The sequence below is a fragment of the Brevibacillus sp. FSL K6-0770 genome (genome assembly GCF_038000275.1).
In the GTDB taxonomy this organism is placed as follows: domain Bacteria; phylum Bacillota; class Bacilli; order Brevibacillales; family Brevibacillaceae; genus Brevibacillus; species Brevibacillus parabrevis.
The window spans coordinates 2,282,330-2,294,951 of record NZ_JBBOBQ010000001.1 but is presented as its reverse complement, the minus strand read 5'-3'; the positions used below and the strand labels follow the sequence as shown (position 1 = coordinate 2,294,951).

Below are 12,622 nucleotides of genomic sequence, written 5' to 3'. Positions count from 1 at the left end.
ATAGGCAAAAAATACTAAAAACAAAAATAGAAATAGGTTTTTTTCATCAAAAAATCCGACCTGTAAAAAGTCGGCTCTTCGTTATGATTTTTGTTTCCACTGCGCAAACCACGCTTGAACCGCCGGATGAGCCTGGGCGTCAAACTCAGTTCGTAGCATAGACACGAGCAAGTCGTATTGCTTTTCCACGGAAAAACGATCGCCAAGCTTGGCGTAAAGACGCATCAGTTCATAATAGAGTGCTTCTTCGGAAGGCAAGATTTTTTGGACGTGCAAATAATGCGAAACGGCCTGTGTCAACTGGTTGCGCTCTACGAAAAAGCGAAAAATGTCATGCGCATGCTGAAGAAATTTTCCGCGCAGTCGGATTCGTTCGGTTTCAGCCCACAAGTAATGATGGTCAGCCAAGTAATCTCCGCGGTACTGCTGTAATACGGACAGATGCACGTCCAATGTTTCCGGATCAAGCGGTGGCGCGGTGTTCAGGTTGGCTTCCCACTCCTGCACGTCCAGTCTCGTGCCATTCATCTCCAGCAAGTAGCCTTCGTCACAGTTGACGATCTGAACGCTCATTTTTTCTTCATTGATGACTTTTCTGATCTGATAAACGGTCGTATAAAGCTGCGTAATCCCTTTTTTCCAATCGATTCCCGGCCAAAACTGGTCGAGAAGAACTTGTTTTTTGACAACCGTTCCCCGGTGGTGTAGCAAAAAGGCGAAAATTTCTTGTGCTTTTACGGTTTTCCAGCGCAACGTCAGCGGCTTTTGGCCAGCCAGCTCTAGTTGCAAAGAGCGAAGGCTGTGGATCAATCCGTTTTCCGGATCAGCATTACGAGCTGCAACAGCCTCAAGCGGCGCTTGTTTGCCGAGTCGCTGAATCGTTTTTTGCAAGCGCTCATGTTGAATCGGCTTCAAAATGTAATCCAGCGCATTCAGCTCAAAAGCCTTGATTGCGTATTCGTCGTATGCCGTCACAAAAACGATCGCCATGTGCGGATACAGTTGCAAAATTCGCTCGGCTAACTCGATTCCGTTGACACCTGGCATCTGAATGTCCAGAAACACCGCATCCATAGGTTCCTGGGTGATTCGTTCGAGAGCCAGCTGCGGGTTGCGGTATTGTCCCAAAATGTTCAGTCCGCCGATGCGTTCAAGCTCCTGTGCGAGATGGCGAAGGGCAAGCGGCTCGTCATCCACGATGATTACTTTCATACGAAATCCCTACCTTTTCCAGCGGCAGACGAATCAAAATCTCGGTTCCTGTCCCTTGTGCACTGTTGATCCGCAATCCTTGGCCGAACAGTTGCCTTAATCGCCGCTCGATATTTTTCAAGCCGATTCCACCAGACAATGAATCTGTAAATAAATGTTCGAGGACATCCGCAGCGATGCCAACGCCGTCATCCTCTACCGCGACGCACACATGCTCGTCTGTTCGGTAGACACGAATGAGCACATGTCCCCCTTCAGCCTGCTGCATGATGCCATGGCGAATCGCATTTTCCACCAGCGTTTGCAAGGTCAGGGGCGGGATCAAAAAATCAGTCGTCGTAGAGATTTCAATTTGATAGGAGAGCCAATCTTCAAATCTGACCTTCTCGATGTGCAAGTAAGAACGAACCAGCGCCAATTCCCGTTCGAACGGAATGAGCGGCTCCAAGTTCTCAAACCGGAAGCTCTCCCGCAAATATTGCCCAAATTCATTTAACAAGGAAGCCATCCGGTCAGGTTCACTCCGACTCAGCGACGCAATGGAATTAAGCGTATTTTCATCCTGTTTCCCAGAATTTGCATAGCCTCCCGTCCATCCCGCGCTGTCGTCATCCACGACTAAAATTTCCGCTTCCGCCAATGCTCCCTCGCCGCTCGGCGCAGCGCTGACACGATCGGCTCGCATCGTTGGCTTCGGCAGCACAGCTTCAACAAGCTTTCGCGAAACCTCTTGCTGTCCTGTATTCGCCAATGGAATAGCCAGGCGGTATACGACATCTTCAGGAGAATCAGCGTGAACCGTTATCACTCCGTCATTCCCTCGCCCTGCAACCGGATGGAGATGTCGGCAAACGGCTCCTTTACGCTCGCCTCAATGATGATTTTCCCGCGAATCACTTTCTTTTGAGCGTGGATCAAAATGCTCATGAGCAGCTGATCCATTCTCTCCTCATCCGCTAAAATGGGCGGAAACCCCAAAGGAATCTTGTTCTCGAACAAGACGCTGTGATCAAAATCGAGGTAGTACAGCCTCTCGATTCCTTCGTTAACTACTGAGCGAAAGTCAATCGGTCGAACTTGCAGTAGAATAGTTTTGTTGCGCAAGCGGGAAAAGTCGAGCAAGTCATTGACCATGCTTCTGATCGTCCAGCCTACAGAAGTGATAATCCGCAGGTCATGCCTCTGGTCAGGCGTCAGTTTGTCGTCCTCATGCAATCTCGCATCTGCAATGCTGATCATCGCATTGAGCGGCGTTACCATTTGCTCGGAAATGCTCGCCATAAATTCATTTTTGAACTTGTCGACAAGCAGCATTTCCTGTGTGATCTTCTCGGTCTTGCGGTAGGCGAGAATGACTTGTTGCAGGAACAAAAAAGAAATGACTACGAGGAAGCTGAAGTTTTGAAAGAAGTACCAGCCGCCTTGTTCCGTGATTCCAAAAATGATTAGCGCGTTCAACAAAGCTTCCGATGCAAACAGACAAAAAGCCAGAAACTCATACCAGGCCCCCTCCTCTTTGCTTCGCAAGCTCCAAATGAGCAGAACGAGTATGAAAATATACATCAAGGTAGAGACAAGATTCCACGCTGCTATGTACTGCGTCGCCTGGTCAGGCGGAAACACGAGGATCATGCGAATAAATGCGCAGCTTATAAGCAGTACCAACTTTTTGAGCCACTTGTCTACTCGCCGCTGGCAGCGACGATAGACGAATATGAACACACAGTAATTCAGTCCGATCCTGGCAATCCAGTATATCGTCACAGTTGCGTGAAAAGAAAGAAACGGCAGCAAGTAGGAAAGCCATTTGGTGCTATTCACCGATACAACAACCGCTAGAAAAAAGAAAAACAGGGAGAGCCACTCCCAGCTATTTTTCCGATCAAAAAAAATGGAGAAGTCCGAAATACAAGGTAAACAGCAAATATACTACGAGAATGGCAAAATCAAGTGCAGCGATTCGCTGGTGTTCCCCTACGATTGCAGCAACAGGCCCCATGCTGATCGGCTGAATGATGCCTCCGCTTACGGCATTGGTCAAAGTTAACGACTTGAACGAAAATATCGAAGCGCTCTTTCTCGATTTTTTTCCACGCGACATACGGAACAGCTTGTCCAAAATATTGCGCCGGGTCTGGGGCCACAATTCCTTTCGCGCCAATCTCCTGGCCATCAACGATTAACCGATGGGCAGAGCGAATCAGCGGTACGCGAAAAGCGATCTGCCCGGCTTGCTCGGCATCCATCACCACGGTTAACCGATACGTCCCGTAGCCTATGGCGCTGCGGGCATCGTCAGCATTCAAGCTTGGCCCCCAATTTCCAGGGGCCTGAATGTATGGGAAGCTGGCAGGCTGATTTTCCGGTAGCCTCGAAAGGAGCTGGCCCGGATAAAACTCCCACTCTCCCTTGAGCTTGAGCGGCTTTGTTGCGCCTTCCGTCCACCCGCGCAAATCCATGACTCCTTGTTTGGCTACCGGATCGTGATCCCAGTCAAATAACGACAGCATATTGACGCAGATCACTGCTATTACAACGGCACTCAAAATCGCAATCCGCTTTATGTTCATGCCCTGCCCCCTAGCGCTTTACGGCTTGCCCAGACAAAGACTATCGTTTCGGAGCGCGAAACCCTGCTGCTTGCGCCTCTTCTTCTGTGGCAAACCACATTTCCGCCTTCGTTTGCTCGTAGCTGGCCGAGCCGGGAACATGGTAAATTTTCTCGCCTTTGGCGTTGATGTTGCCTTTGATCGCCTTGCCCTCTGGCGGGGTGTCGCTGTCCGCGGACTTGCTCGGCTGCACTTTGGACTCATCCTTGGCTTTGTCCTTTTTGCCTGCCGCTTTTTTGTCTGCGTCCTTGGCGTCTGCACCCTGCTCGCCTACATCCAGCCCCCACAGCCCGCGGTTGCCTTCCCGCGCTTCCCGCTCTGCGGTCAAAAACAAATCGGCCTGGGCCACATTCGGCGGGATGGTCATAATCCGCGCATACCCTTCCCGCACCAGCTTTTCGTTGACGAACGTCCCGTCTTCCATGTACACGTAAGCGAGCAGCCGCTGGTATTTGTCGTACGGCTCTACATCGAACTTGAGCGTGACCTTTTTGCCAGTCAGCAGCTCTTTCGTGTAATTGCTCGCTTCCTTGCCGTACGGTTCGACGGGATGGTTAGGCTTGACCGTTTCCGGTGTATCGACTCCGATCATCCTCACCTTTTCCCCGCTCGCCAGCTCAAACGTATCTCCATCGACCACGCGTTTGACGGTCGCCGTCATTTCCCCGTTTGCCTTTGGTCCTTCTGTTGCGGAACAAGCCGCAAGCAAAAGCGCTACCGCGAACAGGTACATCACTAGCTTTTGTTTCATTTTGTCTTCTCCTCTTCCGCATTGCTTCTCGTTATGTACTGCTTTCGTAAAAACCGTCTGACACGCGAAAAAACTGACCCAGAACGTGTCAGTTTTACGCGATTGCGATTTTTATGATTTTATAATTCTCCCCCACAATTTTCAAGCAAAGTCCTGCCTGTTCTACTCTTCTATATAATCAGACAGCATATCTCGCTCCAGCGGAACGTAAACCAGGGAAGGTGCCGTCTCGCCCTTGATCCAGACGTAAGCCAATTGCAGGGGATGGCGCTCTACGTACTGTTTGGCGGCTTCGACAGCGCTTGCTTGCCGGTTTGGTTTGTGCGCAGCCTGCTCCTGTTTCGGCGGCGTCTTCTGAAACCCGACGATTTGACCAGTCGCTGCTTGGACCGTAACGGTGTAGACAGGCAAGGCAGCAGCGTCATTTGCTTTGGACAACGCTTGAAAATAAATGCGGTAAGCCAGTTTGTCCTGTTCGACTTCCATGACTTGCAAGCCCGTCACTTCCGCAGCGAGGTAATGTTGCAGGAACGAAGCCGCTGTCTGTGTCGCTGCCGCAGCATCTTTGGGAGCGGTTGTCCTGTCAGAAGCAGCAGGCAGACTTTTGTACTCCAGTTCCACGACCTCTCCCGTGGAGGAAACGGTTTTTAGCGCGATGCTGCCGCCGTTCTCCAAGCGCCACCGATAGTTGCGCGTGTCCAAAAAGTCGTTCTCCGCTCGCCAGAACGTTTTTTCCACCGTCAAGCCAAACTCGCTCGCCACCAACTGCACAGCCTCGTCTTCCGTCGTCACCTTCCAGCTTGTCCGCTCGGCATCCAGCTTGTACGTTTTGCCGCGCAACGAGTCGTGTGCCTTGTCAACGCCGATCAACTGCCCGCTTTGCGCATCGAGGAAGCCCATCAGAGCCGGATCGTAGCCACTCGTTTGCGTCCCGGCAAAATAAGGCGTCAATGCTTGGACGAGAATCGTTTCGGCCTCCGCTTTTCCGATGGCAGCAGCCGGATCAGGGAAAAGCTGCTCGCTCCATTTGCCTCCTTGAATCTGCTTGGCCGCAATTGCCTTCCCGTTGTTGCGCTCATCCAACCCGACCGTGTAATGCTCGTTGAGAAACGGAAGCCCGTTTACTTGACGCACAAAGACGTGCTGGTTTTGCTTCGGATCGGCAAGCGATTCGACCAGCTTGTACTGACGCTGCTCGGCTCCGATCAACTGTTCCAAATAGGCCGCCGCCTTTTTGGTTGCGCTGCCATCGGCTGTTGCTGCATACGGCTCGGCTGGCGCGACGGTTTGACTCGTCGGCGGGACAGTCTGCTTTCTCGTTTCTGTTCGTGTCTCTGTCGCCTTTTGCTTAGTTGGCTTCGCCTGCTGTTCCTTTTCCTGAGCAGCTTTCCCGTCCTTTTCTCGTTCCAGCGGAGAAGTTTTCTGTGCAGACGGCGGATTCACGGTTTCGTAGGAGGGCTTCGCCTGCTCCGAATTGCCAGGCAGCTCTTGTTTCACGGAAGGAAACGCCAGAGAAGTGCCCCATACAGCCAGGGCAAAAAAAGCAGCCGTCTGCAGCGTCCAGCTTGCCGTCCTGCTCATTTTGCTGCGCCTGTCCATCTCGCGCGCCTGTTTGGACAACACCCCTTGCAGCCGCTTGATTTCTTCTGTTCGCGGTGCAGGTACATTCCCGCCAAGTCTTTTCATGCGTTCATGCAGGAACTCGTCATCTTCCCAATACATGCTTTCCCCCCTCACCTGCTGTTCGCACGTTCAACTGTTTTTGAATCAGCTTGATCGCGCGATGATAGTCCACTTTTACTTTTGATTCGGATATGCCGAGAATTTCCGCTGTTTCTTTTATGCTGCACCCTTTGATGGAACGTAAAATAATAGCCAGACGATATTTGGGCGGAAGCGCGAGAATCGCCTGTTTCAGCTCTTGGTCCCGTTCTTTTTCTACAAACAACTCTTCCGGCAAGCCATCCTTGGCTGGCAACTCGCTGAACCACCAATCCGCAAAAAAACGTTGAAATTTCCGGCGGCGATACAGGTCGATTGCCGCATGTTTCGCTATGGAAAAAATCCATGTTTTCATCCGGACTCTTCCGTCATACCGCGGCAATGCTTGCAACACTCGTATAAAGACTTCCTGGGTGATGTCCTCGGCATCGCTCCGATTCCCGATAAAATGATAGAGGAAATAGAAGACATCCTGGTAGTACGTGTCGACCAGGTTCGCAATCCGCTCTTCGTACGTTTCGTTCATTGGGTTTCCTCCGTCTCCCCATCCCTAAAAGGTGCGCCTGCCCGCTTCCGCGAAAGGGCAGGCACATGCTCTATCCGTAAACTATTTCCAAGGGATACTGCTTCCTGTCACGGCATCCACATATTCCTGTACACTTTCACTCTTCGCAGACTTGTACACGAGCAGCGGGTTCGGCTGGCGCTTGCCACCCAATACTGGCTCCAGATAGACCAGGCTCAGCGGATGATGTTTCAAATACTCCTTGGCTGCTTGCTCGCGCGGAACGATGTTGGCCGGATCGGGGTAGGCCACATTTGCCGGTTTGGAAAATTCACCGAACAGTCCGATCACTTTGCCCGTTTCTTTGTCGATCGTCACCTGATAAGCATGGTTTAAGACGGGCAAACCGTTTTGCGTGCGGTAAAAAGTGAAGCGGTAAGCGTTCGGGTCTTTCAGATAGGAGCTTGCATCTAACGCTACCGCTTTCGTCTCTTTGTCCAAGTAGACTTGCAGCACCTGCACGGCTGCTTTCCTCGCTGCTTCCACGGTTACTTTCTGCTTTGGCTCCACATATTGGCTCGGTTCCAGACTCACATCGATGACTTGTCCGGTTGCTGCTTTAACGGATACGTTCGCAACGAATGTTCCCTTTTTCCAGACATAGTTTTGCACCTTGCCCTCTGGCGTATCTTCCGCAGCCCGCTCCACGTAAGTAGCGTCCTCTGTGTTGAAGCCGATGATCGTTTTCAGCAATGCCGCTGCTTCCGCTTTGTCTTTTGCCGTCAAAGTCTTGCCCTGCGGCGATACGGGAAGGAGGGCACCAGAAAGATCGGGTTCATAGTAAAACTGCGAGTGCTGCGTCTCTACCGATTGTCCGGTTTTGGCATCGAGCATGCCCGACCAGGACACATGATAGGTCAGCATCATGCTCTTGCCGTCTTTTTGCAAACGATACGCAGGTGTCATCCGCTCGGCAATTGCTTTCTCGGCTTGCGCTACAGAGATGGCCTCTTCTTTCTTCGGCAAGTTTGCGGAAGACAGCGGATTGCTTGCGGCATTCGCCATCAGCCCTGACACTTCGCCGTTTCCGTTCACGCTGACGAGCAAGTTGCGCTCAAAAAACGGAATGCCGTTTACTACGAGCTGATAACTTGGTGTTCCTAGTTCTTCGGACCGTTTGGCGTCGAACTGGTAGCCTTCCGCAGCATCACCGAGCAGCTCGCGCAAAAACACGTCCGCTTTTTTCTTCTGCTCGTCGGGCGACAGCTCTTCGTCGCCTGCATCATCCGCTGCATATTCGAAGCTCTGAATGCTGCCTGTTTGCTTGTTCAAATAAATGGTCATCGCCGCCTCTTTATCTTCTTCCAGCTTTCTGCGCTCGACGACGATGACGTCACTGTCCTCATCCAGACTCACTTTTTCAACGGGCAACTGCTCCATGTACGGCAGAAGCTTTTCCAGTTTCGCGATCGTTTGCTGCGCGACTCCCTGGGCTTGTGCTGCCGAGCTGTCGGCTGACTTCGCGCTCGCTTGAACTGCCCATGCAGGGCTTGCTGCCAAAAGGGTTGCAGCAACAATTGACATGACGGCACTGTTCCATTTTTTCATTTTCCTTGCCTCCTGAATGGTGAATGTTGTTTTTTTGTTGCTCACTGCGTTATTCGCATGAGTTTGGAAAAGGTTACAAATTTTCGCAGCTTGCTCGCAAAAGCTTGTCCCAGGCAAATTCTCTGCGCGCTTCCCAGCGTCTGTGCCCGGCAGATGCCAAACCGAAAAAAACGACCTTCCACAAGGTCGTTTTGTCTATACGTACAGACTTAGTCACGATCGGCGCTAAACAAAAACAGCAGAACAACCACGACAATGATAATCCACAGAAACTCATCGTTATCGCGATCAAAAAAGCCATCGAACAGACCCATAGTGGAGTCCTCCTTTCCTTCTCGTTACAGCCTATGCAGAAGGCTAGGCACGTGTCAGCGATTGGAAGAGCCCAAAAGTAAAGGAATGTTTTAGCGCAGTCTGGCGATGAGCAAATGCGTGTAGACGGTCAGTTGCTTCGCCTCGATTTGAAAGCCGAGAGCGTCAAGCTCTGCAAGCAACCGGGAGCGATCGGCGTAAAACCGATCGTGGATTTGCATGATCGCTTCGTCTTTGCCTTCTCTGGTCAGCTCAGCGATGTGCGCCTGCCTGTGCCCTTCATCCACAAACATGAAATCCGCAATCACTAGGCGCCCTGTCGGCTTCAGTACACGGCGGCACTCCGCCAAGGCGAGCAGCTTTTGCTCATCGTCGAGATGGTGCAGCGCGTAGCTCGTCGCCACAAAATCAAAGCGATTTTCCAGAAACGGGAAGGCGAAAAAGGTGCCGAGCTTCGTTTCCATGGCAGGCAGTTTGCTGCGGCAACGGTTCAGCATTTGCGGCGACTGGTCAAAGCCGCTCATGATCGCTCCCTGGCTGACCAGCCGTTTGGCGAGATTGCCTGTACCCGTGCCTGCGTCCAGTCCGATCTCCCCGTGAATCGGGCCAAGTGCGGCGACGACCTCGTCCAGCACTGTCTCGTATGATTGGTGGGCGTTAAAGCTTTGCGATTCGCTGGTGACCCAGTCGTCGTAATAGTTGGCGATCTGGTTGAAATTCCAGCGATCCACCCAGTTGTCGCGGGACTGCCGCAACCGTTTGTTCGCCTCAGCCAGCTCGAACAGCTCGGCTGGATCGATCGTTTGACTGTGTCCGATCCGCTCGATCATCGCTTCTGTCGTCTGGATGACTTTGGCCATTTCCACCCATCGCGTGTACATGAAAGAGCGCTGGAGATCCAGATAATGCAGCAGACTGCCTTCCTGCTCCTTCATTTGCGAGAGCAGCTCGCGTATATCGTCAATCGACATGCCGACCTCGCGCAGCGTGATGATCGTTTGCAATCGCCATACATCTTCTTCGGTAAAATGACGATACCCGGACTCATCTGCTTTGGCTGGCTTGATCAGCTCTTTTTCTTCATAATAACGAATCGCTCTTGGCGTAATTTGCAGCCTGCGCGCCATATCATTGATCAGCATGCATTTCTCTCCCTGTCAGCTTCTTATCGGTATCATATACCTTACCGTTGCGTCAATGTACAGGGAAAAACGAAAAAAAACTGCCTGTGCGGCAGCTTTTTCTCAGGTTGCTTCTCTTGTATCCGCCTGTCAGTGGCGGGCAGGCTCGGAAATTTCCTGAAGCGCATCGCTCGCCTCATCGTGGTGTACTTGGCGGATCGCCATGTCCGCAATCGCGACAATCCCGACCAGCTTGCCGTTTTCTACGACAGGCAGGCGACGAATTTGGTGCTCAGCCATGATTTTTGCTGCTTCATCGACCGTCATGCCCGGCTGGCCGAGAACGATGTCCTTGGTCATGACGACCTCTGTCGCCGTCGAGCCTTCATGCTTCTCGGCCAGGCCGCGAATGACGATATCGCGATCCGTAATTACCCCGATCACATCGTTCTTTTCATCGACAACCGGAATGACACCGACGTTCCAGTCGCGCATTTTGCAAGCTACTTCGTACACATTATCCTTAAGCGTCACCGTTGCGACATCTTTGGTCATAATTTCGCGCAGTGTGCGGTTTTCCACTTTCGCCATCTTGTTCTCCTCCTTTTGCTGTTTGCTAATGAACGGTTGTAGTGTGTCCTCTCTGCTCTCATTTCATGCGCTGCAAAAGGGTATGATAAGATCGTGGCGGAACAGAGTTATGCATTGCGCTTCTTCCAAAAACAGACTATCATTAATAAGTGAAAATCTCACCATTTGTAGGAGGAAAAAGAATGGTTATCAAGGACACGGGGATTGGCACGAAAGAAGTTTTTTTCGCTGATCTGGAACATTACATGAGCGAACTCGGCTTTGATCGTGGCGCCTGGGATTACAAGCACGCTACATACGATTATAAAATCCAAGATAAAGGAAACGTTTACTACCTGCGCATCGAAGCAAACGTGACCGAAGGCAAGCTGGAAGATTCCCACGCTGTCCTGAAATTGGATGAGCCGTACATGGGCAAACACCTTTTCCCACACGGATTGGACTACGACTATCCAATGCCTGATTCCGTTGTAAAAACTGCCAAGCTGAAACTGCAAATGCTCGGCGAAAAGCTTTCCTCGCACTAATTTCAAAATGAAAATGTCTTGCGATACAGAGAGGTATCCCCTCTCTGTTTCACGTAGAAGGGGGTATTACCGTGAAGACGAGGGGCGTACCTGACTTCCTGCTCCTGTTTTTAACTGCCCTGATTGTCGGGTTTGGTATTACCATGGTGCTTAGCTCAAGCTCCATTTTCGCCCTGACCAGCTTCACAGCCAATGGCTGCTCCTATTGCAACGGGGACGAGCTGTATTTCGTGAAGCGGCAAATTCGCTTCCTCCTGATCGGTGTCGTCGGCATGCTGGTCGCCATGAATATTCCCTTCTCCTTTTACAAACGCAATTTCCTGCTGATTGCGATGGTGAGCTTCTTCATGCTCGTGCTCGTACTGATTCCGGGAATCGGTGTCAATATCAAGGGAGCGCGGTCCTGGTTCCAAATCGGCTCATCCAACCTGCAACCAGCAGAGTTTGCCAAGCTTGGCCTGATCTTGTACCTGGCGGCCATTCTCTCGAAAAAAGGAGAAGGTGTACGCAAACTCAAGTCAGGTTTGCTGCCGCCGCTCATGGTCACAGGTTTGTTTTTTCTCCTGATTGTCGTGCAGCCCGATCTCGGGTCCGCCGCCATTTTGCTCGGGAGTGCTCTCGTTGTGATGATCTGCGGCGGGGCCAGACTTCGTCATCTGATCGGCCTCGGCGGTCCGGTTGTCACCGTCGCCTTGCTTGCCTACATCACGACGAAGTCTCACGCCTTGAACCGGATCAACTCTTACCTCAATCCTTGGAACGATCCAAGCGGAACCGGGTACAACATCATTCAGTCGTGGATCGCCATCGCTCACGGAGGATTGTCCGGGACTGGCTTCGGGAAGAGCATCCAAAAGTATTTGTACTTGCCCGAGATGCATACCGACTTTATTTTCTCGATCATTACTGAGGAGCTTGGCTTCATCGGCGCTTCCTTGTTTTTGCTGGTTTATTTGCTGTTTTTGTTGCGCGGCATCCATATTTGCCTGCGCGTCAAAGACACGTTTGCCAGCTTGGCCGGAATCGGTGTCGTCACGATGATTGCCTTGCAGGCGATCTTGAATATCGGTGGCGTAACCGGACTGATCCCGCTGACAGGCGTGCCGCTGCCTTTTATCAGCTACGGGGGGTCATCCCTGCTCGTTTGTCTGATCTCGACAGGCTTCTTGCTGAGCGTATCACGTGAGGTCAGCCGCCAAAAGCTGGAAGAACAGATGAAAAAACAGCCGTACTCGATGTAGGGCGCCTATTCGTCTCCAAAGAAAAAACGGCCTGCTGTTGCGCAGGTCGTTTTTATTTGCTAATATCGACGGTCTCCACATGCACGTTGACCGCATCCACAAACAGTCCGGTCAAGCTCTCCACCGCTTCTTTCACCTTTTCTTGCAGCGTGTGGCAAACGTGATGAATTTGCGATCCGTAACGGACCGATACCCGCATGTCAATGATGACCCTGTCCTCCGTTACCGCTACCGTGATTCCTTTTGCACCGCCATTCAGCTTTTTCGCCAAATCTTGATACAAACCGCCGGATCTCACCGAAATCTCCAATACATCCTCTACTGCCACAGCGGCAATGATCGCGATCACTTGATCGGCCACTCTGATCTCGCCCAGTCTTTCAGCCATCAGGATGCCCTCCTCTTTTGACCGAATGATAACGG

The 12,622-nt window shown here is 51.6% G+C and carries 13 protein-coding genes; 2 read left to right on the top strand and 11 right to left on the bottom strand.

All coding sequences use genetic code 11. The features are described from left to right. Positions 1–81: 81 nt before the first annotated feature. From NST23_RS11205 to NST23_RS11160, 10 genes are all read right to left on the bottom strand, one after another. Entirely contained in the window at positions 82–1,212 is a 1,131-nt protein-coding gene (locus NST23_RS11205; RefSeq protein WP_173599169.1) for a response regulator, read from the bottom strand. Continuing rightward, a complete protein-coding gene (locus tag NST23_RS11200) occupies positions 1,190–2,020 on the bottom strand; it encodes a sensor histidine kinase (protein WP_340963682.1) in 831 nt (276 codons plus the stop codon). Before NST23_RS11200 ends, NST23_RS11205 begins: the two co-directional genes overlap by 23 nt. After that, positions 2,017–3,105: a sensor histidine kinase gene (locus NST23_RS11195; RefSeq protein ID WP_340965181.1), complete on the bottom strand. Its 1,089-nt coding sequence runs from the start codon at positions 3,103–3,105 to the stop codon at positions 2,017–2,019. The genes NST23_RS11200 and NST23_RS11195 overlap by 4 nt, the downstream gene beginning before the upstream one ends. A 53-nt stretch (positions 3,106–3,158) precedes the next feature. Then, positions 3,159–3,782, bottom strand: coding sequence for a hypothetical protein (locus tag NST23_RS11190; RefSeq protein WP_173595737.1), 624 nt, complete (start codon positions 3,780–3,782; stop codon positions 3,159–3,161). Positions 3,783–3,822: 40 nt separating this feature from the next. Continuing rightward, entirely contained in the window at positions 3,823–4,572 is a 750-nt protein-coding gene (locus tag NST23_RS11185) for a thermonuclease family protein (protein ID WP_173595736.1), read from the bottom strand. Between the two features lie 162 nt (positions 4,573–4,734). Further along, a complete protein-coding gene (locus NST23_RS11180) occupies positions 4,735–6,294 on the bottom strand; it encodes a hypothetical protein (protein ID WP_340963680.1) in 1,560 nt (519 codons plus the stop codon). Next, positions 6,278–6,820, bottom strand: a complete 543-nt coding sequence (locus NST23_RS11175) for an RNA polymerase sigma factor (RefSeq protein WP_280648279.1) — start codon at positions 6,818–6,820, stop codon at positions 6,278–6,280. Before NST23_RS11175 ends, NST23_RS11180 begins: the two co-directional genes overlap by 17 nt. Before the next feature lie 81 nt (positions 6,821–6,901). Continuing rightward, positions 6,902–8,407 carry a YcdB/YcdC domain-containing protein gene (locus NST23_RS11170; protein WP_173595733.1) on the bottom strand — a complete coding sequence of 502 codons (1,506 nt, stop codon included), beginning with the start codon at positions 8,405–8,407 and terminating at the stop codon, positions 6,902–6,904. A 404-nt stretch (positions 8,408–8,811) separates the two neighbouring features. After that, entirely contained in the window at positions 8,812–9,861 is a 1,050-nt protein-coding gene (locus NST23_RS11165) for a MerR family transcriptional regulator (RefSeq protein ID WP_122965783.1), read from the bottom strand. 129 nt (positions 9,862–9,990) lie between these two features. Next, positions 9,991–10,431, bottom strand: a complete 441-nt coding sequence (locus tag NST23_RS11160; protein WP_063230771.1) for a CBS domain-containing protein — start codon at positions 10,429–10,431, stop codon at positions 9,991–9,993. A 182-nt stretch (positions 10,432–10,613) separates the two neighbouring features. On the opposite strand from NST23_RS11160, the gene NST23_RS11155 reads away from it, so the two are divergent. Both NST23_RS11155 and ftsW read left to right on the top strand, forming a co-directional pair. Then, entirely contained in the window at positions 10,614–10,958 is a 345-nt protein-coding gene (locus NST23_RS11155; protein ID WP_063230770.1) for a YugN family protein, read from the top strand. A 71-nt stretch (positions 10,959–11,029) separates the two neighbouring features. Continuing rightward, positions 11,030–12,199 carry a putative lipid II flippase FtsW gene (gene ftsW / locus NST23_RS11150; protein WP_122965782.1) on the top strand — a complete coding sequence of 390 codons (1,170 nt, stop codon included), beginning with the start codon at positions 11,030–11,032 and terminating at the stop codon, positions 12,197–12,199. A gap of 52 nt (positions 12,200–12,251) precedes the next feature. Here the strand turns inward: ftsW and NST23_RS11145 are convergent, their stop codons facing one another. Further along, a complete protein-coding gene (locus NST23_RS11145; protein WP_173595731.1) occupies positions 12,252–12,587 on the bottom strand; it encodes an Asp23/Gls24 family envelope stress response protein in 336 nt (111 codons plus the stop codon). Positions 12,588–12,622 lie beyond the last annotated feature (35 nt).